Source organism: Arthrobacter sp. Y3221157 (assembly GCF_059089865.1).
In genome coordinates this window covers 1-22,905 of the sequence record NZ_JBNHFD010000059.1, presented here as the reverse complement: position 1 = coordinate 22,905, position 22,905 = coordinate 1, and the positions used below count along the sequence as shown (strand labels likewise).

The 22,905-nt window shown below is 66.0% G+C and carries 17 protein-coding genes and 1 rRNA gene; 8 read left to right on the top strand and 10 right to left on the bottom strand.

The genetic code is table 11. The features are described from left to right. A partial coding sequence (locus AC5RTT_RS14255) for a bifunctional proline dehydrogenase/L-glutamate gamma-semialdehyde dehydrogenase (protein ID WP_494145745.1) occupies positions 1–3,342 on the bottom strand: 3,342 nt, incomplete at its 3' end. Positions 3,343–3,651: 309 nt separating this feature from the next. Continuing rightward, positions 3,652–5,115: an amino acid permease gene (locus AC5RTT_RS14250; protein ID WP_494145744.1), complete on the bottom strand. Its 1,464-nt coding sequence runs from the start codon at positions 5,113–5,115 to the stop codon at positions 3,652–3,654. A 153-nt stretch (positions 5,116–5,268) separates the two neighbouring features. Between AC5RTT_RS14250 and AC5RTT_RS14245 the strand changes: the two genes are divergently transcribed. From AC5RTT_RS14245 to AC5RTT_RS14230, 4 genes are all read left to right on the top strand, one after another. Beyond that, the gene (locus AC5RTT_RS14245; RefSeq protein ID WP_494145743.1) at positions 5,269–6,183 is read left to right on the top strand and encodes a LysR substrate-binding domain-containing protein; all 915 of its coding nucleotides are present in this window, start codon (positions 5,269–5,271) and stop codon (positions 6,181–6,183) included. Between the two features lie 85 nt (positions 6,184–6,268). Further along, the gene (panD, locus tag AC5RTT_RS14240) at positions 6,269–6,694 is read left to right on the top strand and encodes an aspartate 1-decarboxylase (protein WP_494009890.1); all 426 of its coding nucleotides are present in this window, start codon (positions 6,269–6,271) and stop codon (positions 6,692–6,694) included. 51 nt (positions 6,695–6,745) lie between these two features. Further along, positions 6,746–7,672 carry an AEC family transporter gene (locus AC5RTT_RS14235; protein WP_494145742.1) on the top strand — a complete coding sequence of 309 codons (927 nt, stop codon included), beginning with the start codon at positions 6,746–6,748 and terminating at the stop codon, positions 7,670–7,672. Between the two features lie 13 nt (positions 7,673–7,685). Next, on the top strand, positions 7,686–8,813 hold the full coding sequence (locus tag AC5RTT_RS14230; protein WP_494145741.1) for an FAD-dependent oxidoreductase: 1,128 nt from the start codon (positions 7,686–7,688) through the stop codon (positions 8,811–8,813). A gap of 43 nt (positions 8,814–8,856) precedes the next feature. Here AC5RTT_RS14230 and AC5RTT_RS14225 read toward each other — a convergent pair whose 3' ends face one another. Next, on the bottom strand, positions 8,857–9,846 hold the full coding sequence (locus tag AC5RTT_RS14225) for an LLM class flavin-dependent oxidoreductase (protein ID WP_494145740.1): 990 nt from the start codon (positions 9,844–9,846) through the stop codon (positions 8,857–8,859). 171 nt (positions 9,847–10,017) lie between these two features. Between AC5RTT_RS14225 and AC5RTT_RS14220 the strand changes: the two genes are divergently transcribed. Continuing rightward, a complete protein-coding gene (locus AC5RTT_RS14220) occupies positions 10,018–10,716 on the top strand; it encodes a type 1 glutamine amidotransferase domain-containing protein (RefSeq protein WP_494145739.1) in 699 nt (232 codons plus the stop codon). A gap of 89 nt (positions 10,717–10,805) precedes the next feature. Here the strand turns inward: AC5RTT_RS14220 and AC5RTT_RS14215 are convergent, their stop codons facing one another. Next, the gene (locus tag AC5RTT_RS14215; RefSeq protein ID WP_494145738.1) at positions 10,806–13,139 is read right to left on the bottom strand and encodes a coiled-coil domain-containing protein; all 2,334 of its coding nucleotides are present in this window, start codon (positions 13,137–13,139) and stop codon (positions 10,806–10,808) included. Between the two features lie 249 nt (positions 13,140–13,388). On the opposite strand from AC5RTT_RS14215, the gene AC5RTT_RS14210 reads away from it, so the two are divergent. From AC5RTT_RS14210 to AC5RTT_RS14200, 3 genes are all read left to right on the top strand, one after another. After that, positions 13,389–13,787 (top strand): GvpU-like protein, encoded by a 399-nt coding sequence (locus AC5RTT_RS14210; protein WP_494145737.1) that lies wholly within the window; start codon positions 13,389–13,391, stop codon positions 13,785–13,787. A 72-nt stretch (positions 13,788–13,859) separates the two neighbouring features. After that, positions 13,860–15,539, top strand: a complete 1,680-nt coding sequence (locus tag AC5RTT_RS14205) for a helicase HerA-like domain-containing protein (RefSeq protein WP_494145736.1) — start codon at positions 13,860–13,862, stop codon at positions 15,537–15,539. A gap of 138 nt (positions 15,540–15,677) precedes the next feature. After that, positions 15,678–16,670: a hypothetical protein gene (locus AC5RTT_RS14200; protein WP_494145735.1), complete on the top strand. Its 993-nt coding sequence runs from the start codon at positions 15,678–15,680 to the stop codon at positions 16,668–16,670. Positions 16,671–16,753: 83 nt separating this feature from the next. Here AC5RTT_RS14200 and AC5RTT_RS14195 read toward each other — a convergent pair whose 3' ends face one another. The 6 genes from AC5RTT_RS14195 to rrf all read right to left on the bottom strand — a co-directional run. Beyond that, the gene (locus AC5RTT_RS14195) at positions 16,754–16,939 is read right to left on the bottom strand and encodes a DUF559 domain-containing protein (RefSeq protein ID WP_494145746.1); all 186 of its coding nucleotides are present in this window, start codon (positions 16,937–16,939) and stop codon (positions 16,754–16,756) included. Between the two features lie 21 nt (positions 16,940–16,960). After that, positions 16,961–17,608: a type IV toxin-antitoxin system AbiEi family antitoxin domain-containing protein gene (locus tag AC5RTT_RS14190; protein WP_494145734.1), complete on the bottom strand. Its 648-nt coding sequence runs from the start codon at positions 17,606–17,608 to the stop codon at positions 16,961–16,963. 165 nt (positions 17,609–17,773) lie between these two features. Next, the gene (locus AC5RTT_RS14185) at positions 17,774–19,795 is read right to left on the bottom strand and encodes an NHL domain-containing thioredoxin family protein (RefSeq protein ID WP_494145733.1); all 2,022 of its coding nucleotides are present in this window, start codon (positions 19,793–19,795) and stop codon (positions 17,774–17,776) included. Further along, positions 19,795–21,948: a bifunctional copper resistance protein CopD/cytochrome c oxidase assembly protein gene (locus tag AC5RTT_RS14180; protein ID WP_494145732.1), complete on the bottom strand. Its 2,154-nt coding sequence runs from the start codon at positions 21,946–21,948 to the stop codon at positions 19,795–19,797. Before AC5RTT_RS14180 ends, AC5RTT_RS14185 begins: the two co-directional genes overlap by 1 nt. Positions 21,949–22,087: 139 nt before the next feature. After that, positions 22,088–22,375 (bottom strand): HU family DNA-binding protein, encoded by a 288-nt coding sequence (locus AC5RTT_RS14175; protein WP_009358243.1) that lies wholly within the window; start codon positions 22,373–22,375, stop codon positions 22,088–22,090. A gap of 434 nt (positions 22,376–22,809) precedes the next feature. After that, positions 22,810–22,905: ribosomal RNA gene (gene rrf / locus AC5RTT_RS14170) — 5S ribosomal RNA — on the bottom strand; the annotation flags it as partial.

Here is a 22,905-nt window from a genome sequence, read left to right as displayed (position 1 = left end):
GGATGCGTCCCCGCCGATCAGCCGGACGCGCGCTCCGGACAGCTTGCCCGCGGATGCGAGGCGTCCTGCGGAAGCCAGCCAGCCGGCGTCGGACTCCACCGTCACATCGATGTCCAGCGCGGTAAGCACCGGGCGCAGCTGGGCGGGCAGTTCGACGGCGGTGGACACTGTGAGCTCCGATCCGGCCAGGACACCGGCTGCCACGGTCCGGACGAGGTCGGCGAGCGGCGCCCCTTCGGACAGGCGGATGGTGACGGGCAGGCTGCGGTAGCGGAAGATGTTGCGTTCCGCGCTCAGACCGGACACGTCCTTGGCGGTACCGAACTCCTCCGCCCAGGCCTCGGCGTCGGACGCCAAGGCACGCTGGACGGATTCCAGCTCGGCAGGCTCCAGGGCGGCGCCTGCGGCGTTGATGATGCGGCGGACACCCGGGTGGGTGACGGAAGCCGTGGCCGTGCTGCGTGCCGGGGTCCAGTCCCCCAGGCCGGCCAGGTAGTTGGGGCCGCCCGCCTTGGTGCCGGCGCCCACTGCGGACTTCTTCCAGCCGCCGAACGGCTGGCGCTGCACGATGGCGCCGGTGATGCCGCGGTTGACGTACAGGTTGCCGGCCTGGATGGAGTCCAGCCAGATGCCGAGTTCCTCGGAGTTGAGGGAGTGCAGGCCGGCGGTGAGGCCGTATTCGATCTGGTTCTGGATGGCGATGGCTTCCTCGAGGGTGTCCGCGGTCATCACGCCCAGGACCGGGCCGAAGAACTCGGTCAGGTGGAAGTAGGAACCGCGCTTGACGCCGTAGCGCACGCCCGGGCTCCACAGCTTTCCGGTCTCGTCCAGCTTCTTCGGCTCGACTGCCCAGTTCTCGCCCTCGCCCAGGGTGGTCAGGGCGTTCAGGAGCTTGCCGTTGGCTGGCTCGATAATGGGGCCCATCTGGCTGGTGGGATCCTGCGGGTAGCCCACCTTCAGTGAGGTGACGGCGTCGACCAGCTGGTTGTGGAAGCGCTTGGACTTGGCCACCGAACCCACCAGGATCACCAGGGACGCGGCAGAGCACTTCTGGCCGGCGTGGCCGAACGCGGAGTAGGCCACGTCCTTGGCGGCCAGGTCCAGGTCCGCGCTGGGGGTGACGATGATGGCGTTCTTGCCACTGGTTTCGGCCAGGAGCGGCAGGTCCTTGCGGAAGGAGCGGAACAGCTCGGCGGTCTCGTAGCCGCCGGTGAGGATGACCCGGTCAACGGCCGGGTGGGAGATGAGCTGCTTGCCCAGCTCCCGCTCGCCCAGCTGCACCATCGTCAGCACGTCGCGGGGAACGCCTGCTTCCCAGAGGGCCTCGACCATCACGGCCCCGCTGCGGGCGGCCTGCTTGGCGGGCTTGATGACGACGGCGGAACCGGCGGCGAGTGCCGCCAGGGTGGACCCTGCCGGGATAGCGACCGGGAAGTTCCATGGCGGGGTCACCACGGTGAGCTTGGCAGGAACGAACGTGGCGCCGTCGACCTTGTCCAGCTTGCGTGCGGACTCGGCGTAGAAGTGGGCGAAGTCCACTGCCTCGCTGACCTCGGGGTCACCCTGGTCGATGGTCTTGCCGGTTTCGCTGGCCATGACCTCGAGCAGGTCGGCGCGGCGGGCTTCGAGGACGTCGCCCGCGCGGTGCAGGATCTCCGCGCGCTCGTCCCCGGAGAGCTCGCCCCAGGCCTTGCCCTTTTCGACGGCGGTGGCGATCACCGTATTGAGGGTGGCTTCGTCCTTGATGGACGCGGCGGCCACGGAGGCGTTGCCGAGGGTGGAGGACGGGATGCGGTCCAGGATGGCCCGGCCCCAGTCACGGTTCGAGGGCAGGGACGGGTCGGTGTCCGGGGTGTTCCGGAAGCCGGTGTGCGGCATTGGGGTGGGCGGAAGGTTGCGGTTCTGCTGGCGGTTGGCCGGCGGCACGCTGTTGTCCAGGGCTTCCAGCGAGGACAGGAAGCGCTGCTTTTCCCGTTCGAACAGGGCCTCGTTCTCGCTCAGCTCGAACACCGCGGACATGAAGTTGTCCTGGCTGGCGCCCTCTTCGAGGCGGCGGATCAGGTAGGCGATGGCGACGTCGAACTCGGACGGGTGCACCACGGGGGTGTAGAGCAGCAGCGAACCGACGTCCTTCTTGACGGCCTCCGCCTGGCCCTGGGCCATGCCCAGGAGCATTTCGAATTCGATGCCCGATTCCACCCCGCGCTGCTTGGCCAGGAGCCAGGCGAAGGCGATGTCGAACAGGTTGTGGCCGGCGACGCCGATCCGGATGTTCTTGACCCGCTCGGGGTGCAGCGAGTAGTTGATGACGCTCTTGTAGCTGGTGTCAGAGTCCTGCTTGCTGCCCCAGGTGGCCAGCGGCCAGTCATGCAGGGAGGCCTCCACCTGCTCCATCGGCAGGTTGGCGCCCTTGACCACGCGGACCTTGATGGCGGCGCCACCGTTTGCGCGGCGTTCGGCTGCCCAGTCCTGCAGCCGGATCATTGCGGAGAGGGCGTCCGGCAGGTAGGCCTGGAGCACGATGCCGGCCTCGAGGTTCTTGAACTCTGGCTTGTCCAGGATCCGGGTGAAGACCGCGATGGTCATGTCCAGGTCCTTGTACTCCTCCATGTCCAGGTTGATGAACTTGGCCTTCCCGCCGCCCGCGGCAAAGGAATTGGCCCGCTGGAACAGCGGAGTGAGCTTCTCGACGACGTGCTCCACGGCTTCGTCGAAGGCCCAGGCGGAGTGCGGGGCCACAGTGGAGGAAACCTTGATGGACACGTAGTCCACGTCCGGGCGGGCCAGCAGGGTGTGGGTGCCTTCGAGCCGGCGCGATGCCTCGTGCTCGCCCAGGACTGCCTCGCCAAGGAGGTTGACGTTGAGCTTGATGCCGTCCTTCCTGATCTTGGCGATGGCCGGGCCCAGCTTGGCGTCAGTGGCGTCCACGATCAGGTGGCCCACCATCTCGCGGAGGACCTTGCGGGCGACGGGGATGACAACCTGCGGCAGGACGGGAGCCATGGTGCCGCCCACCGCCACCGCGCTGCGCATGTACCAGGGCAGGAATGCCGGAACCTTGGGGGCAAGCTTGGCCAGGTTGCGGGCGGCGACGTTCAAATCTTCGGGGCGGACCACGCCGTCCACGAAGCCAACCGTGAATTCCAGGCCGTTGGGGTCCTTGAGAACTCCGGCGAGCTGCTCTGCGGAAGCATCGACCGGAACCTTGGCGGCCTCGGTCAGCCAGCGGCGGACCAGGGCCACTGCGTCGTTCGCCAGGGCCTTGGCCTGTGGGACATCGACGTCGACAGTCTGCGGCGCAACACCGGCGGCAACTGCCGGCTCCATTGCTACGTGGGTCATGGCTTTTCTCGTTCTTTCCTGGGGGTTCGGAGTGGTCTTATCCACCAGTATGCGCCTGTGTTCACATAAGATAAAGCGATGTTTTCTAAGCAATACAGGTTAGAAAAGCTGAAGTTTCTGCGTCCCCGAACCGTGACCAGGCGCTTTCCTAAAACCCTCTCTCACCTCCTGCGCTCAAACCTCAAACGCTCTCCCACCTTTCGCGGCAAAACGGCAAACCCTCCCGCACATGATGTGCAGGAGGGTTTGTCTAAAAGGGGCCGAAAGTGCGAGAGCGTCCCGGGACAAGGCGCAAAAAGTGGGAGAGGGTCAGCGGAGGGGGCTGTGCATCTCCACGAGCTCCTCGTGCCGCGGACTGTCCGGGTTCATCAGGGAGTGCCTGCGGCCATAGAAGAAGTAGATGGCCAGGCCGATGACCAGCCAGACGCCGAACCGCAGCCAGGTTTCCCAGTGCAGCTGGAACATCAAGAAGGCGGATGCCAGGACACCGAAGGCCGGGATGACCGGCATCAGCGGCAGGCGGAAGGTCCGCGGGGCATCGGGGCGCTTGTAGCGGAAGATGATCACCGAGAAGCAGACGACGACGAACGCGGCCAGGATGCCGATGTTGGTGAGGTCCGCGACCTCCTTGATCGGGAAGACGCCGGCCAGGAAGGCAGAAGCGATGCCGGCAATCCAGGTGACCCGCTGCGGTGTGCCGTGCCGGTCCGTCTTGGAGAACCAACCCGGCAGCAGGCCGTCGCGGCTCATGGCGAACCACACGCGGGTAACGCCCAGGAGGAAGGTGAGCATCACGGTGAGGATGGACAGCACCGCGAACACGGAGATGATGGTGGCGATCACCGGCAGGCCAACCCCGGTGAATGCCGAGGCGAAGCCGGCGGTGGGGTCGATGTCCTTGTAGTTCTGCATGCCGGTCAGGACCAGGGTGGCGGCCACGTAGAGCAGCATGGCGATGATGAGGGACAGGATGATGGCCTTGGGCATGTGCTTCTTGCCGTCGGTGGCTTCCTCGGCGGCGGTGCTCATGGCGTCATAGCCGAAGACGGCGAAGAAGACCGTGGCCGCGCCGGCCAGGACCGGGCCGAAGCCGCTGGGCATAAACGGGTTGTAGTTGTTGGTATCGATGTAGAAGACGCCCAGGCCGATGATGAAGAGGATCAGGACCACCTTGATGGCCACGGCGACGAGTTCGAACCGCCCGAAGGCCTTAGTGCCGCGGGAGAGGATCCAGGTGACCAGGAGGCAGACCAGGATGGCGGGGATGTTGACGATGCCCCCCTTGCCCTCGTCCGCCGTCGAGGTCATCCAGGCGGGCATGTTGATGCCGATGCCGGAGAGGAAGGCGTCAAAGTAGCCGGAGATGCCGATGGCCACCACGGCCACGATGGCAATGTATTCCAGCAGCAGGTCCCAGCCGATGAACCAGCCGACAACTTCCCCCAGCGCCACGTAGCCGTAGGTGTAGGCGGAGCCGGCGCGCGGGATCATGCCCGCAAACTCGGCGTAGGACAGCGCCGCGGCCGCGGAGGCCAGACCGGCAACCAGGAACGAGATCAGCACCGCGGGCCCCACCCCGGGTGTTCCTTCGCTGCCGGCAGCCACGAGGCCTGCCAGCGAGAAAATGCCGACACCGATGATGCCACCTACGCCGATGGCGGTGAGCTGCCACAGCCCGAGTGACTTGAACAGGCCACTGTGCTTGTTTTCTTCCTCAATGTCGTCAATCGGCTTGCGCCGCATGATCGACTGGCTCATATCTCTAGTGCTCATCAGGAACTCCTGCTTGGGGTGCGACCCCGCCGCGGCACGCCAAGAAATGGCTGTGACGGGGGAAACTCGATCACAACAGTATGCAAGGCTGCTTGCATTAGATAAAGTGACTACTTCTAACCTATATTCGTTAGTTTCGGTAAGGATTTGCTCATGCTCGACGTCCGCCGGCTCCGGCTGCTCCGTGAATTGAGCATCCGCGGGACACTGGCCGAGGTGGCGGATGCACTCCAGTACAGCCCGTCGTCGGTATCGCAGCAGCTGGCCCTCCTGGAGAAGGAGGTGGGCGTGGAACTGCTCCGCAAGACCGGCCGGCGGGTGCAGCTGACGCCGCAGGCGGAGGTGCTGGTGGCGCACACCGCGCAGCTGCTGGAAACCATGGAACAGGCGGAGGCCGACCTGGCGGCATCCCTGACCACCGTCACGGGAACCGTACGGATCGCAGTGTTCCAGTCCGCGGCACTGGCGCTGATGCCGGACACGCTGACCCGGATGTCCGCTGCCTATCCCGAGGTGCGGATCGAGATGATCCAGCGCGAGCCGGAAACCGCGCTCCATGAGACCTGGGCGCGGGACTTCGACCTTGTCATCGCCGAGCAATATCCAGGGCATGCCGCCCCGCGCTACCCTGAGCTCGACCGGGTCAAGCTGACCACGGACGCCATCCGGCTTGCCGTCCCGCCGGAGTCCGACGGCGGCCCCGCCATCCGCGGGATCGAGGACACGGCGGAGCTCGCCTGGGTCATGGAGCCGCGGGGGGCAGCGTCGCGCCACTGGGCGGAGCAGGCCTGCCGCAGCGCAGGCTTTGAACCGGACGTGCGCTTTGAAACCGCCGACCTGCAGGCGCAGATCCGGCTCATTGAGTCCGGCAACGCCGTGGCCCTGATGCCGGACCTGGTGTGGACGGGCCGGGGCACCACCGCCAAACTGCTGGAGCTGCCCGGCAAGCCGCACCGCACGGTGTTCACCTCGGTACGCCGTTCCAGCGCCAAGCGGCCCGCCATCCTCGCCGCGAGGGAGACCCTCGCCGCGGCCGCTGCCGCCATCGCGGCGAACGACGCCGGGTGACCCGCCGCCGTCGTCGTAAGCTGGTGCCGGGAGTGTTCCCTGCGTCACTGCGACGGATCGCGGCCGGCGCTAGACTGGTGCCGTTATGAATCGAACAATGTTCAAGTCGAAAATCCACCGGGCCACCGTCACGCACGCTGACCTGCACTACGTGGGTTCAGTCACCGTTGACCTGGACCTGCTGGAGGCTGCCGACATCCTCCCCGGCGAGCTTGTCTCGATTGTGGACATCACCAACGGTTCACGGCTGGAGACGTACACCATCGCCGGCGAGCGCGGTTCCGGCGTCATCGGCATCAATGGCGCTGCGGCGCACCTGATGCACGAAAACGATCTCGTCATCCTGATTACTTACGCGCAGATGACCACCGAGGAAGCCAGGGCCTACGAGCCCAAGGTGGTCCATGTGGACGCCAACAACAAGGTGGTCCAACTCGGCAACGATCCCGCCGAGGGCATCACCCCCGGCCTCCTGCGTCCGCCGTTCGCACTCAACAACGCCGACTTCTAACCGGAGCGTGGTCTCCGGTACGCTGCCCCGCCGCACTCCGCAGGTTCTTCATTGCTAGGAGTGCTGGCGGGTTTCTTTGTGGTGTGGTGCATCATCCTGGTGGGCTGGTTCGTAGGCCGGCAGAAGGTACTTGGGGACAACGCCCGGCCGGTGCTGAGCTCCCTCACCTTCTTCGTGGCCAGCCCCGCGCTGCTCTTCGAAACTCTGAGCAAGGCCCGCCTGCAGGAAGTGTTCGCCGCTCCCCTGCTGGTCACGGCTGTTGCTGCCATCGCCACGGCGGCGCTCTTCTTCACGCTCGCCAAATTCTGGCTAAAACGTTCGCTGCCGGAGTCCCTAATGTCCTCCATGGCTGCCTCGCTGGTCAACTCCGCGAACCTCGGCATCCCCATCGCCGTCTACGTCCTGGGGGACGCGAGCTATGTGGCCCCGCTGCTGATCTTCCAGCTCGCCTTCTTCACCCCGCTGTTCCTGCTGATCCTGGACTCGAGCACCAGTTCCCACCGCACCACTCCCCTGAGCTTCATCTTCATGATCCTGCGGAACCCGATGATCGTGGGTTCCGCGCTTGGACTGCTGGTTGCCGGCACGGGATTCAAGGTCCCGGAGCTGGTCATGGAACCGATCCACCTGATTGGCGGGGCTGCCATCCCGGCCATGCTGATCGCGTTCGGCATGAGCCTCAACGGGAGCCGGCCGCTCCAGGCGTCATCGGCACGCCGAGTGGACACCCTGCTCGCCAGCGGTTTCAAGCTGGCCGTGCAACCGGCCCTGGCCTACTTCTTCGCCCGCTTCGCGATGGGGATGGAAGGGCACGCTCTGTTCGCCGTCGTCGTCATCTCGGCGCTGCCCACCGCCCAGAACGTCTTCGTGGCCGCCAGCCGGTACAAGACGGGACTTACAGTGGCAAAGGACACCGTGCTGATTACCACCGTGGTGGCTGTGCCTGCGATGATCGGCGTCGCGCTGCTGCTTACATGATGGGAGAAGACTGATGGGAACCACCCTTGACACCGTGGTGATAGGCGGCGGGGCCATGGGCTCGGCCGCCGCGTGGGCGTTGTCGCGCCGTGGCCGCCAGGTGACGCTGGTGGAGCAGTTCGGGCCCGGGCACGCTATCGGCGCATCGCACGGCAGCACCCGGAACCTCAACCCGGGCTACCACCGGCCCGAGTATGTGGCCATGCTGGCCGAAAGCCTCGCCCTGTGGGATGACCTTGAGCAGGAAAGCGGCGAACAGCTGCTGGAACGCACTGGCATCGTAACCCACGGCCCCGAGCCGCTGCTGCCCGAGGTTGCCGGTGCCCTCACGCAGGCGGGCATCCGCGCCGAATTCCTCCCCCTCGAGGAAGCGGCCGAGCGGTGGCGCGGCATTCGCTTCGACCAGCAGGTCCTGCACATGCCAGACGGCGGCCAGCTCAACCCGGAAGCCGCGCTTCCCGCCTTCCAGCGGCTGGCCGTTGCGCGGGGCGCCGACATCCGGCAGTACACCAAGGTGGTGGACTTCCAGGTGATGGACGACGGCGTCCGGCTGGTTCTTGAGTCGGCGTCCGGTAGCGAGACGGTCACCGCCGCCCAGGTGATAGTGACTGCGGGCGGGTGGACGGGGAAGCTGCTGGGCATTGCCGGCGGCGCACTTCGGATTCCGCGGCTCACCGTCACCCAAGAGCAGCCCCTGCACTTCCGGATTGCGGACGAGGGCGCTGTCTGGCCCGGCTTCAACCACTACCCCGGCACTGGCGCGGATTACCAGGGCTGGTACTCCCCCGTGTACGGGATGCTGACGCCCGGCGAGGGAGTCAAGGCCGGCTGGCACGGCACGGGGCCCGTAGTGGATCCGGACATGCGGTCCTTCCAGCCCGAGCCCGTGCAGCTCGCAGCGCTGCAGGACTACGCCCGGACGTGGCTGCCGGGGGTGGACGCGGATTCCTTCGAGGCCGTCAGCTGCACCTACACCACCACCCCTGACGAGGACTTCATTCTGGACCGGATCGGACCCGTGGTGATCGGCGCAGGCTTCTCCGGGCACGGCTTCAAGTTCACGCCCGTGATCGGCCGGATCCTCGCAGACCTGGCCACCGGAACCCGCCCCGCGCCGGAGATCTTCCGCGCGTCACGGTAGCAGGCTCTACGTCCTGCCTCCCACCGCGTCCAGTGGGCGGCCGTCACACCCGCGCGAGCCCGGCCGCCTGGGCCAGCAGTTCGACGGAGCGCAACCGCTCCTCAGTGCCGGGGCTCTGGTGGGCCACGATGAGCTCATCGGCGTCGGCATGCCTGCCGAAGCTGTCCAAATAGTCCAGGACGACGTCGGGCGTGCCCACCGCGGAGTAGGTCATCATCTGCGAGACGTGCTGGCCCTGGGGCGAGTCGAGGATCATGTCTGCCTCGTCATCGGTGAACTCGCGTCCCCCACCGAAGAACAAGGAAACCCTGGCGCGCTTGGTTGCCTGCAGCATTGCCTGCGCCTCGGATGCGGAATCGGCGGCGATGACGTTCACCCCAGCGATAACATGCGGCGCGTCCAGCTGGGCCGACGGCTTGAACTCCCGCCGGTAGATGGCGACGGCGTCCTGCAGCGCAGTCGGGGCGAAGTGCGAGGCGAAGGCGTAGGGCAGGCCGAGCTGTGCTGCCAGCCGGGCACCGAACAGGGAGGAGCCCAGGATGTAGAGCGGAACATTGGTGCCCTTGCCCGGGGTGGCTTCCACGCCCTGGATGCGGGTGGGGCCGGTGAGGTAGCCCTGCAGTTCCAGGACGTCCTGGGGGAAGCTGTCCGCGGACATCGGATCCCGGCGGAGGGCCCGCATGGTGTTCTGGTCGCTGCCGGGCGCCCGGCCCAGGCCGAGGTCGATTCGGCCGGGGTGGAGGGTTTCGAGGGTCCCGAACTGCTCGGCGATGGTCAGCGGCGAGTGGTTGGGCAGCATGATGCCGCCGGCGCCGAGCCTGATGCTCTCGGTGTGGGCGGCCACGTGGGCGATCAGCACACTGGTGGCTGACGAGGCGATGGAGGACATGTTGTGGTGCTCGGCGTACCAGACCCGCCGGTATCCCAGCCGTTCCGCGCTCTGCGCCATGGCCACGCTGCCTGCGAAACTCTCCGCCGCCGTCTGGCCTTTGCCGATGGTTGCCAGGTCGAGGATGGAGAGCGGGAGGGTCACGTGGGTGCCGGCCTTTCGAAGCGTTGCGTAGTTTTGCCCGTCGGGTCGCGGCGGGCACGTCTGGCATAACGACGGCGGGCCCCGGCTTATTTCTGTGATGTGCGGAATACCCAGCACACTGACGAGGTTGCCGCCCCTAAGCAACCAAGTGGAACAGACAGGAGAAACACCATGGCAAACATCCTGATGGTTGTCTCGGCAGCCGACTCCCTCACCATGAAGGACGGCAGCGAGCACCCCACCGGCTTTTGGGCGGAGGAGCTGGTAGTGGCCCACCAAACCCTGCTCGACGCCGGGCACACCATCCATATCGCCACGCCCGGTGGCCGCAAACCCACGGTGGACCAGGTCAGCCTGGCGGCGGACTCCGCTGGCGGCGAGGATCGGGCGAAAAGCTTCCGGGACTACCTTGAGGCGATCGACGGCGAGCTGTCGCAGCCGCTGGTGCTGGCCGGCGTCGACCCTTCCGGCTATGACGCCGTGGTGCTGCCCGGCGGGCACGGGCCCATGGCGGACCTGTACAAGGACCCCGACCTTGGCAGGCTCCTGGCTGCCGCCGACACGGACGGCAAGATTATTGCGCCGTTCTGCCATGGTCCGGCCGGGCTGCTGAGTGCGGCGGACGACGACGGCGCGTTCACGTTTAAGGGCCGCCGCCTCACCGTATTCAGCAATGAGGAGGAGCTGGGCGGCGGCACGGGCGAGAACACTCCATGGCTGGTGGAGGACGCGTTGAAGGAGAAGGGCGCCGTCATTGAGAACGGTCCGGCCTGGAGCTCCAACGTGGTCCGCGACGGCAACCTCATCACCGGGCAGAACCCGCAGTCCAGCGAGGACGTGGCCAAGGAAGTCATCAAGGCCCTTGGCTGACGCCCGCTTACGTACAAGAGGGGACCAGCTCGTGGCGAGCTGGTCCCCTCCTTGCGGCGCACGTCGTTGGGCGCCGGCTTCCACCCGGCTTAGACGGCGCAGCCTCCCAGCGCGATCGTTCCGTCAATGGCTGCGATCTGCCTTTGAACGTCGCCGAGGTTGGCTGTCAGGCCCGTCACGACGGCCTTCTGCGCCTCCACAACATCCTTCTTTGCCCCCTTCTGGCCCTGCAGCTCGCGAAGTTTTGCCTGCGCGGCGGTAACCTGCGCGTCCAGATTGGTCAACTGGCTCTGCAAAGCAGCCAGGTTTGCCTCAGCTGCCGTGATCTCGTCCTTGAACTGGTTGAGCTGCTTGAGCAGGGGTGCGACCCGGGACTGCAGCACCAGAATTTCCGCTTCCTTGGCCGTGATCTGGGTGTTCAGGTCGGTTACCTTCCCGGCCAGATTCCCCGCGATCAGATTGATGCTGTCAATCTGGGCTGTCTTGTCAGCCACCAGTGCATTCGCTGCCGTCAGGGCTGACTCGAGGGCGGGCAAGCCGGCCTGCAGGTCCAGGATCTCGTCTTCCTTGGACTCGGCAGCCTCCGTGGCTGCGGCCAAAGTTTCGTTGGCGTCAGTCAACGTGTCCTGCTTGGCCGCGAGGACGTTCTTCTGGTCGGTAACGGCCTGTTGGGCTTCAACTACCCCGGATACCAGCGAGGGCAGGGCATCCTCAAGGTCGGTAACAACCTTCTGCTGAGCTGCCACGGCCTCTGCTGCGTCGGTGGCATCCTTCTCAAGAGCAGGCAGTCCCGCCCGCAGGTCACTGAGTTGACCTTGCTTTTCGACAACAGCGTTGTTGGCAGAGGTCACCGCGTCCTGGAGCCCGGGCAGTTGGGCATTCAGCGCTTCGATCTCGGCTTGCTCTGCAGAGACGGCATCGTTCGCAATGTCGAGCACCTCTTGCAGCGGTGCCACTTTCTGCTGCAGTGCGCTGCTCTCCTCTTGCTTGGTGAGAAGCTGGGCATTCAGCGCGTCCACTTGGGTTTGAAGTGCCTTAAGGTCGCCCTTGAGGCCCGAAATCTGCACGTTCTTGTCGGCGATCTGGGTGGTGACCGTATTGAGCTCGCCCTGCTTCGCGTCGCGGAGGGCGATCAGGTCCCGCTTGCGCTGCGAGTTGCCGCTGATTGCGTCGATCTGCCGGTTAAGGTCCGCGATTTCTGCCGTTAGCGCGTCCTTGGTGGTCGTCAGGGCCGTCAGCTCGTTCTGCGCCGTTTTCAGCTGGGACTGCTTGGCTGCAATGGTCGTGTTGAGCGCGTTGATCTGGCCCTGCAGCGTGGTGATCGCCGTGTTGGCGGTTGCAATCTTCGCCGCGTTGTCATCCACCGCTTTCGCCGCCGCCACCGCATCAGCCTGCAAAGCGACCAAGTCTCGCTCGGCATCGGCGATGTCGTCGTTTTGGGCGGTGAGGGCTGCGGTTGCATTGGTCGCGGCGGTCTGCAGCCCAGCCAGTTCAAGCTGAGCTGCACTGATCTGGGACTTGTTGTCACTGACCGCCGTATCCGCGGCCGTCGCTGCCGACTCCAGTTCGGCCAGGGTCTGTTCCGCCGCCGCAAGCTGATCCCTCGCCGTCTGAAGCGTGTCGGCTGCTGTAGCGCTGTCCGCCTCAAGCGCCGTCAGTCTTTCGTGGGCGTCCGCGACATCCTGCAGTGCGGAGGTAACAGCGGACGCAGCTTCCTCCGCCTGGGCGGTCAGCGTCTGCAGTTCGCCCTGGGCCTGTTCAATTTGGGTCTCTTTGGCGGTCAAGGCACCAGCGGCGTTGGCGGCAGCCAGCTTGAGTGTATCCAGCTCGGCTTGTGCCGCGTTGAGCTCCTCGCTGTTGGCCTGCTGATCTGCAACAACTGCGGCCAGCCGGCTCTTCAGGTGGTCCGCCGCTGCCTTAGCGGCCTCGAAATCCTCCTGCAGCGGTGAAAGCTCACTTTCAACGTCGGCTTTCTGTTCCTGCAGCCCAGCCAGCGCTGCCTCCGCGTCCACGATCGCCGCCGCCGTCTTGGCTCGCTCCTGGTTCAGCCTTTCCACTTCGGCCTGCGTTGCAGCCTCGTCGGCTGCCAGTTGCTTTTCCTGGGCTTCGAGATCGGAGATCGCCTTATCTGCCGCTGCAACCTCGCCCTTGAGCCCGGTTTCCTGGTTCTCGAGCTGGAGCTTCTCGGCCTCCAGCTTTGCGATGGCGTCCGCGTTCTTCTTTGCGGCTGCCTTGAGCAGGTTTGCCTGGATGCCTCCCCTGTGCGCCTGCTGGTTGACCACACCGTTGCAGATCGCGTCGTTGGAGGAGGTGCCGGCCGCCGCGGGTTGGATCAGGATGAGGCTGCTTGTCAGCAGGCCCGGCAGGACGACAGCTGCTGCAAGGCGGCGGGAGAGGACAGATTTGCTGGGGGATGTGCGCATGTGAGCTCCTGTTAAGACCATCGGGCGGCCCACTCTGGCCGCTGCCTGCACTAAAGGTAAGTTCCAACCCACGCGGAGAACACGCGTAATTGGCCACCTGACTTTGCCCTTCAAGTACTCGTTTTCTGGAGCCGCCAGGCAAAGCTACTACTTGGTTTCAGCGCTGCACTAGCCCATGCGCAGAGCAGGCGCCCGGCCTAAGCTGTTGTTGGGAGTGGATCCAGGTTCAAAGCCATGAAGGGTCGGGGAATGGCCGAAAGTACATATGGCATCGACAGGCGCCTGGTGCAGCTGTTGGCCCGGACCGTTCGAGTCGACACCGACGCAACCCTTGAGCTCACTGTTGTAGTCGACGGCACCGTCATCTCGGGGTCCGTGGTGTCGGAGCAGGCCTGGGAGCGGCGGCAGAATGATCAGATCCGGGTTGGCAGCCCGGACATCGCCAACGCCTTCGATTCGGAGGCTTCAACCTTGAATGAACAGAAACCGGAGCAGGATCCGTACCTTCATTTTCTGGGACCGGTGCTTGTGACCGGGGGCCGGAAGGTTCGCCTGCAGGCAACAAGGGTCGACCTTCGGAAAGTCTCCGCCTGGAGTATCGGCAGGATGCCCGCCGACCAGGAATGGCACCGGCCTTCCTACGAGTGATCCCCGCCGGAGCTGCAGCCCGACGCTGCCGCCCTCCGCGGCGCCCGCACCGGCCGCCGCTATGCTTGCGCCATGGCCAAGAAAACCACAGCAGAGAAGCTTGCCACCATCCAGAAGGGCTACGCCTTGGAAGGGGCCACCATCGAACTGGGGGCCGCCATCATCGACGGCGAGCTTCACAAGGACGCTCCGGTGCGGCTGCCGCTGGCCATGATGAACCGGCACGGGCTGGTGGCAGGGGCAACCGGCACCGGCAAGACCGTCACCCTGCACATGATGGCCGAGCAGCTGTCCACGGCCGGCGTCCCCGTGTTCCTGGCGGACATCAAGGGCGACCTTTCCGGGCTGGCCACGGCGGCAACGGGCAGCGAAAAGCTCACCGCGCGCACCGAAAGCATCGGCCAGCCCTGGCAGGGCCGGGTGTTCCCTGTCGAATTCCTGGCACTCGGCGGTGACGGCAACGGCGTCCCGGTCCGCGCCACGGTGTCGTCCTTCGGCCCCATCCTGCTCTCCCGCATCATGGAACTGAACGACACCCAGGAGTCCAGCCTGCAGCTGGTGTTCTACTTTGCGGACAATAACGGCCTGGAACTGATCGACCTCAAGGACCTGAGGGCAGTCATCCAGTTCCTCACCTCCGCCGAGGGCAAGGACCAGCTGGAGGAGCTCGGCGGGCTGTCCAAAGCCACCGCCGGCGTGATCCTGCGGGAACTGGTGAACCTGGAAGCGCAGGGGCTCGAGAAATTCTTCGGCGAACCGGAGTTCGATACCGCCGAGCTGCTCCGCACCGCCCCGGACGGCCGGGGCGTGATCACCTGCCTGGAGCTGCCCACGCTGCAGACCAAGCCCATGTTGTTCTCCACGTTCCTGATGTGGCTGCTGGCCGATATCTTTGAGGACCTCCCCGAGGCCGGCGACCTGGACAAGCCCAAGCTCGTGTTCTTCCTTGACGAGGCCCACCTGCTGTTCAACGGGGCGTCCAAGGCCTTCCTGGAGGCAATCACCACCACCGTCCGGCTCATCCGGTCCAAGGGCGTGGGCATCTTCTTCGTCACCCAGACCCCCAAGGACGTTCCGGCCGACGTCCTGGGCCAGCTGGCCAACCGGGTGCAGCACGCCCTGCGGGCCTTTACCCCGGAGGACGCCAAGGCCCTGAAGGCCACCGTGTCCACGTTCCCGGTCAGCGACTACGACCTTGAGGAAACCCTGACGTCCGCCGGCATCGGCGAAGCCGTCATCACCGTCATGAATGACAAAGGCGCCCCCACGCCGGTGGCCCATACCCGCCTGCGCGCGCCGGAGTCCGTCATGGGACCCAGCGTGGGGGCCCTGGTCCGAAGCACGGTGGCCGGGTCCGCCCTGCTGCCGAAGTACGGGACGGCCGTGGACAAACCCTCCGCCTACGAGAAGTTGACCGGCAAGGCCGCCGCACCCAGTGGTCCGGCAGCGGAAGTTCCCGGCCCGCTGGACCTCGATGAGGAGGCCCGCCGCATCGAGGAGGAGATCCTGGGCAGGCCGAGCAGCAGGACCAGCAGCAAAACCGCGCCGCGCCGGGGCGAGACCCGTGGCGAGGCTCCCCGCAGGCAGCCGCAGCCCCAGCCGGGAGGCGGGATGATGGACGACCTGGGCGCGGTCCTGGGCGGCGCACTCGGCGGCGGCCTGAAGAGCATGGCCAGGTCTGTCGGTACCCAGCTGGGCCGTGAACTGTTGAGGGGCGTCTTCGGCACGTCATCCCGGCGCCGCCGCCGCTGACCACAGCGCTTTCCACGGCGCCCGGACCGGCTGTGCCGCACGCCGTCGTCGGACGATTCACTCACGTTTCCGCCCCAAGTAGGGGAGACACCAACTTTAGTGTGCGTTCGCACTAACGTTACTGTAAGGAACGTGCAGATGAGTCAAGCGTTGGTGAGGATAGCGGCCGGATGGCTGCTGGGCCTCATGCTTGCCGTGGCCGGAGCCATCGTTGCCGTGAACCTGGTGAACAACACCGTGGCGAGCCCGCAGCAGCCGGTCCGCGAGTATCTGGACGCCCTGCAGGACGGGGACGGCGGCAAGGCGCTGGGACTGCTGCGCGCCACCGTGCCGCCAAGCAATGCCGCAATGCTGGACGGGACCGGGCTGCAGACCGCTGCGTCCCGGCTCGCCAACGTGGAGATCGGCGAACCGCAGGAACGCCCGGGCGACCAGGTGGTGGTGCCGATGGAATACACGATTGACGGCAGCCGGCTCAGTACCGAATTCCTGCTGGAGAAAACCGGCACGGAATGGATCTTCTTCAACACGTGGGCGTTCGTCCCCACCCGGCTGCCCACGCTGGACATCACCGTGGTCAACGGCAACCAGGCCAACGTCAACGGCGTCCCGGTGAACATGCCCAACGGCCGGAACTCGTTCGCCGTCTTCTACCCCGGTGAGTACGAGGCCGCCCTGAACGGCCAGTACTTCTCCGCTCCCGCCACCCGGGCCACCGTGACGGCCCGCGACGTTCCCGTGGCACCGCTCAACCTGCTGACCCAGGCAACGGGCAAGCTGAAGGAAGACGTGGCGGACAAAGTCAAGGAGTTCTTGGACGGTTGTGCTGCGGAAGCGGCCAAGGAACAGAAGTTGCAGCCGGACTGCCCGTTCTACTACGCCAGCAACAACCGGGTGCAGGACGGCACCATCAAGTGGACCGTCACGGAGTATCCCAACGTCTCCATCGAACCCTTCGACGGACGCTGGGTGGTGGCCCCGCTGGATGGCAAGGCCAAGGTGGAGGCGCTCCAGCAGAACTCCTTCACCGGCATCTGGTATCCCCTCGAGGCAGAGGTGGACTTCAGCTTCACCACGCGCCTGGACGTCTCCGGTGACGCGGTCAAAGTCACCCCGATGCTGAGCTTCTAGCTCCTTTTTCTGGTCCTGCGCCACACTGGCCCAGTTTTAGCCGGTTTACCGTGATTGCACCTGCTGCCTCAAGCCGCACTGACCTAATAAGTGGGCCGGTTTGGTTGCGGCCATCGCAGCGAACCCCGTGCCAGCACCTCCCGGACCTGTGACAGGACGCCTTCGGGCGCATGAACCACGTCATCGTAGAAGAACCGGAGCACGGGCATTCCCTGCCGTATGGCCGAGTTGTCGCGGCGCCGGTCCTTCTTGAACTGCCGTGCCTCCAGGTGGAAGGCAAGCCCATCAATCTACACGATCAGGAAACCCTCCAGCAGGAAATCAACCCGCCCTATCCCGGGAATCCATACTTGGGTTTCCGTAGTGATGCCGGCGTCACGAAACAGCACCCGGGCCAGGGTTTCCAGGAGGGAGTCTGCGCCATGTTCAACCTTGGACAATACGTGCCGGGCCCTACCACAGCGCCTGCCGTTCAGGTGGCGGAGGAGGTTAGACAGGTCAATGTCTCCGCGGTTGTAGGCACACTCCACCATCACCAATGACTCGAGTTCGGGCAGGCACAGCAGTGCGTGGAGCAGTACATCAGGAAGTGCCGCGAGCGTCCGGTGGCGGGGCACCTGCGTCAATGCCAGTCGGTGGCTCACGCACCGCACCGAGCTTCGACCGTTGCTGTGCCAGTAATGGGGCATCGGAGGTGCCTTGAGTTGCCAAAGTCTGTACATCGGCGCCGCGGACACGCACGTCAAGAGCCCCCGTGCACGCCCAGCCTCCACCAGATCCGACTCAGCATCGGCCACAGCCAGCAATCCGCGCTCCAGCCGTAGCACGTTGCCGTCCCGAACCGCCCGCCGCAAATCCACATCCCTGGCACCGGCGGCCAGCACGTCACGCCTCAGCAGAACTCCCCCGGCGGCGCGAAGGATCTCTGTTGCATCCATCTGGCCACCATGCCTGCAGTTCCTGGCTTCGGGGAGGTACGGCCGCTGCTATGTGGATACCGGGGGCGCCCACTCTGGCCCGGTTTTTGCTGCAAAGCGCAACAAAAGTGGCCCGGTTTCCACTCTTTCGGAGCGAAAACCGGGCCACTTTGGCGGCAGGTCCCGTCAGTCCATGCCGCGCAGGTCCAGGACCAACTCGGTGTCGCCGTCGGCCTGCAGGACCACCGGGATGCCCCAGTCCTGCTGGTACAGGTGGCAGGCGGCGTGGTCCGGGATCTCGCCGTCCTCGGTCTCCGGGCCGTCACAGGCGGCAGCGCGGGCGGTAAGGTGCAGCACACCCTCCGGAATCTCGGATGAGAGCTCCACGGTGCGGAGCAGCCCCACGGAGGTTCCGCCGCCGGACACCAGGAGCTCGGGCGGGGTGGAGGAGATCTTCAGCTGCGTGGGATCGCCCCAGCGGTCGTCCAGCTTCTGCCCGGTGGGGGCGGTGAACCGGACTGTCAGCTCCAGCGGGCCGGGCGCTACCGGACTCTTGGGCCGGTGCGTCTGGGCCGCGCCCTCGTCCACCTGCTGCGCTTCCTTGGGGATGGGGACGTACACCAGCTGATGCTGGTTGGCCTCCACCACTACAAGCAGCGGCTCGGAACCGGCGGACTGGGTGTGGTCCACAATAACGTCGGAGGGTTCCAGGAGGCCCCGCGCCAGGGTTGAGACCGTTCCTGCCGACGGGTCGTAGCGGCGCACGGCACCGTTGTACGTGTCGGCAATCGCCACCGAGCCGTCGGGGAGGACTGTCACGCCCAGCGGGTGCTGCAGGCGGGCTTCGGCGGCAGGACCGTCCCGGAAGCCGAAATCGAACAGGCCCTTACCCACGGCGGACTCCACGGTGATGGTGCCGGCGTCATCAATCACCAGCTTCCGGAGCGCCGACGTTTCGGAGTCAGCCACCCAGATGTTGCCGTCGGCGTCCTCGGCCACGCCGGAGGGCTGCGCAAACCAGGCCTCGTGGGCGGGACCGTCCAGGAGCCCCTCCAGGCCGTTGCCGGCAATGATGTCCACTTCGCCGGATACGGGATCGAAGCTGAAGATCTGGTGGGTGCCGGCCATGGCGATCACCACGGCATTCAGCTTGCGCGACCACACCAGGTCCCAGGGGGAGCTAAGCGACACCTCGAGGGGATGCTCGCTCAACCGGCCGGTGAATCCGGCCGCGTCCTCGTCCACGCGGGCCGGTCCGGCCTCCAGCAGGCGCTGGACACCATTGCCGGCCAGCGTGGAGGCCTTGCCGTCCGTGAGGGACAGCCCGCGCAGGCGGTGGTTGACGGAGTCGGCAATCACGACGTCGTAGCCAACCTTCGCTGCCACATCCTCCGGCAGCAGGACCAGGCCCTGGGGTTCGTTGAACTGCGCGGTGGCAGTGTCGCCGGCCGCCGGGCCATCAGCATAGCCCTTGGTGCCGGAACCGAATGTGGCCAGGACCGTCCTGAAATCGGTGCCGAGTTCCACAACCCGGTGGTGCCCGGTGTCGGTGACCAGCCAGGAACCCTTTTCAGCAGCATCCTTCACCGCGGCACCTGCTGCCGGGCCGCCGTCGGACGCCTCATCCGCACCGGAGCCGCGGCCGGCGGGAAGGAAGAGCGCCTTGCCGGGGAACCGCAGGGTGCCGGACGTCGGTTCGGGCGCCACGTAGGGGCCGGAGCCGCGGTGGAGGGTGCCCTTGGCCTCGTGCTCGGCGATGAGCTCGGGGATCAGCACTGCCAGGCCGTCCGCGTGGCCTTCACCCGAAAGGTGCGCCACGATGTAGCCCTCAGGGTCGATGACCACCAGGGTGGGCCAGGCGCGGGCGGTGTAGGCCTTCCAAGTGTCCAGCTCCGGATCGTCGAGGACCGGGTGGTGGATTTCGTAGCGCTCCACCGCCGCGGCAAGGGCCACGGGGTCTGCCTCGTGCTCGAACTTGGGTGAGTGGACGCCGACGGTCACCAGGACGTCCGAGTACTCCTCCTCCAGCGGACGCAGCTCGTCCAGCACGTGCAGGCAGTTGATGCAGCAGAATGTCCAGAAGTCCAGCAGCACGATCTTGCCGCGGAGGGCCTCAAGGTCCAGCGTTTTGCCACCGGTGTTCAACCAGTTGCGGCCCACCAGTTCAGAGGCGCGGACCCGGGCGTGGGTGCGTACGGTTTCGCTCATCAGCGTCCTTCCAGCTTGTTGCGGTCAGCCAGCTTGGCGTCGCGTTCGGCCAATTTGGCAAACATATCGTTGTAAGCGGTGAGATCGGCGTCGTTATTCCTGTCCGCTGCCCGGTCCACCCGCTTGGTCTCCCGTGCGTCGGAACGGGACCACATGATGGCGACGCCGATCGCGACCAGGAGGGTGGGCACCTCGCCGATCCCCCAGGCCACTGCGCCGCCCTTCTGCTGGTCCACCAGCGCGGAGTCTCCCCAGGCCCGGCCCAGGTTGCCGAAGTAGTCGGCGGCCAAAAGGTTGTCCCCGCCCATGATGGCGACGCCGAAGAAGGCATGGAAGCCCATGGTGGCCAGCAGGAGGAGCAGCCGCAGCGGATAGGGCGCACGGCGGGGCAGCGGGTCCGTGCCGATCATGGTCAGGATGAAAATGTAGCCGGTCAGCAGGAAGTGCACGATCATCAGCTCGTGGCCCACGTGCTCGCGCATCGCGAAGCCGAACAGGTCCGAATAGTAAAACAGCACAATCGAGCCGGCGAAGTTGGCCGCCGCGAAGAGGGGGTGGGTGACCACCTGCGAGAACTTCGAGTGTATGAAGACCAGGATCCACTCACGGGCACCGCGACTACCGTCGCCACGGGGCTGCAGGGCGCGGAGCGCGAGGGTAACCGGGGCGCCCAGCACCAGGAAGATGGGGGCCACCATGGTCAGTGCCATGTGGTCCACCATGTGCGCGGAGAACAGTATGCGGCCGTAGACCGACGGCGGACCGGAGGTGATGTAGGTCAGCACCAGCAGGCCGATCACCCAGTTGACCGACCGGAACCACTGCCACGAGTCGCCGCGGCGGTGGATTTTGGCAACGCCCAGGAAGTAGGACACCAGGCCAAACAGCGCGACGGCGATCCACAGCCAGTCCAGCCGCCATTCCGTCAGCCAGCGCTCCGGCGTGAGCTCCGGGGGAAGTTCGTAGCCGGTGAGGATGAAAGCGGGCGAGGCGTCCGGCGCGTACGTGGTGGGCTGCGGCGGAGCCGAACGGCCCAGTGCGACGGCGACGCCGGATGTTGCGCCCATCACCAGGAGCTCTGCGAGGACCAGCTGCCAGAGCACCCGCCGGGACGACATGGTGTTGCCCTGGCGGCCCAGCTGCGGGATAACCCACTGGCGGTGCATGAAGCCGATTCCGCCCAGCACGAGCGTGGCGGCGGTCTTGGCCAGGATCAGCTGCCCGTACGCGGACCCGAAGAGGTCGGCCCAGGTGGTGATGCGGATGCTCGCGTTGATGACGCCGGAGGCGAGCACCAGCACGAAGGCGAACCCGGCGAGGCTGGAGAACCTCCTGAGCGTGGCCTCGGTGATGTCTCCGGCGGCCCCTGCCTTGGCGCCGGTCAGGATGCCTGAGAGCAGGGCCAGCATGATGATGCCGCCCACCCAGGTGCTGACGCCCACCAGGTGCAGGCCCAGGGAGTTGATGGCGCCCTCGTGGTCCGAAGAGCTGGAGGAGTGTCCGATCAGGGCTGTGGGCACGAGCCCTACCAGTGCCAGGATGAGCGTGAGCCCAAGTCCCCCAAGAGACCTGACGCCGAACAGGGCTGTGGTTACCACTGCCGCGATAATGGTGACCGCCAGCCAGGCGCGGCCGGTTTCGATTTCGGTCATGAAGTACACGAGGGCCTGGGTGAACTCTGCGTCACCTGACAGGCCCTGGCCGGCCACGTCCGCATAGGTGAGGACCAGGACTGCGATGGCCGAGAGCGTCCAGGCTGCGCCGGCGGCCGCCGCTGCCGCCAGGGCCCTGCTGAAGGCGGGGTGCTCCGGACCTTCGTTGCCGTCGGCCCTGCCCCTGCTACAGGGGGCCAGGTTCCTCGGCAGGATACCGACGGCGAAGACCAGGCCGCCGATGACCGTCGCCAGTGAAATGTTGTGGAGGGCCTTGCTGACGGGAAGTCCCCATCGGACCAAGGCGCCTGGATCCGCTACGCCGCGGGTGGCAGCGGCGCCGGAAAAGATGAGGGCCGCCGTCAGGCCCAGGAACAGGGTTGCCAGTCCCGCGAGCTGCCATGGGATGGAGACACCCAGGGCATCACCGCCCGGTGCCCGTCCGCCTTTGCCGGCGGGCAGGGGTGTGGTGGATTGGGATTTTGCGGCAGAAGACACCATTCCATTGTCCGCTACGCCTGCCCGGGCCGCGAATCTGCCGATCAAAGGGCAGGGCGCACGCAAAGGGGCGGCAACCGTATGGTTGCCGCCCCTTTTCTCTCCGGCCCGCCGCTAGGATGGCGGACCGAGAAAAAGTTGCCTACTTCTTGTTGGAGACCGCAGCCTTCAGCTTGGAGCCGGCGGTCAGCTTGACGCTGTGGCCTGCTGCGATCTGGATGGTCTCACCCGTCTGCGGGTTGCGGCCGGTGCGAGCTGCACGGTCGGTACGCTCGACGGCGAGCCAGCCCGGGATGGTGATCTTCTCGCCCGCGGCGACGGAAGTCTCGAAAACCTCGAACAGTGCGTCGAGGACGGAGTTGACGGCTGCCTGGCTGGTGCCGGCCTTGCCCGCTACCTCTGCAACAAGTTCACTACGGTTCTTAGCCATTTATGTCCTCCTGGACGATCATGATTCTGGAGCCTCTACGCGGCATGCGCACAAGCCACTGTTCGAAAACTTACCAGCTTGGGCGGTCGAGGACCGCAAATTCCGCGTGTTTCCGCGACTTTTTGAGGTTAATCACCGGATTTTGGGGGGTTTGCGGCCCTTCCGGCGGCCGGTGATCCTTTAGATTCCCCGCTGTGGAACCCCTCGCTGGCACGCTCTCCCAGTTCCTGCGGTGTTTGCCTGGATGCTCTCCCACTTGTGGTGGTGTCTTCGCCGACGCCCGCTCACTTCTGGCCGCTCCCGGGCCGGACGCGTGGGCGGTCGTCCCTGGGGAGGGCGGGCGGGGTTGGTGCCGGAGCCGCCGCGGGTGGGCGCTGGTGGTGGTTAAAGTGGTAGGGCCCTGACAGTGTTTGTCAGGGCCCTACTAATGTTATGTCCGGCGGTGTCCTACTCTCCCACACCCTCCCGGGTGCAGTACCATCGGCGCTGTGGGTCTTAGCTTCCGGGTTCGGAATGGGACCGGGCGTTTC

Excerpts from the sequence above, each read along its gene's own strand:
- AC5RTT_RS14175 (WP_009358243.1), bottom strand. The coding sequence starts at position 22,375 with ATGGCTAAGAACCGTAGTGAACTTGTTGCAGAGGTAGCGGGCAAGGCC.
- AC5RTT_RS14205 (WP_494145736.1), top strand. The coding sequence starts at position 13,860 with ATGGCCAAGAAAACCACAGCAGAGAAGCTTGCCACCATCCAGAAGGGC.
- AC5RTT_RS14245 (WP_494145743.1), top strand. The coding sequence starts at position 5,269 with ATGCTCGACGTCCGCCGGCTCCGGCTGCTCCGTGAATTGAGCATCCGC.
- AC5RTT_RS14220 (WP_494145739.1), top strand. The coding sequence starts at position 10,018 with ATGGCAAACATCCTGATGGTTGTCTCGGCAGCCGACTCCCTCACCATG.
- AC5RTT_RS14180 (WP_494145732.1), bottom strand. The coding sequence starts at position 21,948 with ATGGTGTCTTCTGCCGCAAAATCCCAATCCACCACACCCCTGCCCGCC.
- panD (WP_494009890.1), top strand. The coding sequence starts at position 6,269 with ATGAATCGAACAATGTTCAAGTCGAAAATCCACCGGGCCACCGTCACG.
- AC5RTT_RS14215 (WP_494145738.1), bottom strand. The coding sequence starts at position 13,139 with ATGCGCACATCCCCCAGCAAATCTGTCCTCTCCCGCCGCCTTGCAGCA.
- AC5RTT_RS14200 (WP_494145735.1), top strand. The coding sequence starts at position 15,678 with ATGAGTCAAGCGTTGGTGAGGATAGCGGCCGGATGGCTGCTGGGCCTC.
- AC5RTT_RS14210 (WP_494145737.1), top strand. The coding sequence starts at position 13,389 with ATGGCCGAAAGTACATATGGCATCGACAGGCGCCTGGTGCAGCTGTTG.
- AC5RTT_RS14230 (WP_494145741.1), top strand. The coding sequence starts at position 7,686 with ATGGGAACCACCCTTGACACCGTGGTGATAGGCGGCGGGGCCATGGGC.
- AC5RTT_RS14190 (WP_494145734.1), bottom strand. The coding sequence starts at position 17,608 with ATGGATGCAACAGAGATCCTTCGCGCCGCCGGGGGAGTTCTGCTGAGG.
- AC5RTT_RS14250 (WP_494145744.1), bottom strand. The coding sequence starts at position 5,115 with ATGAGCACTAGAGATATGAGCCAGTCGATCATGCGGCGCAAGCCGATT.
- AC5RTT_RS14185 (WP_494145733.1), bottom strand. The coding sequence starts at position 19,795 with ATGAGCGAAACCGTACGCACCCACGCCCGGGTCCGCGCCTCTGAACTG.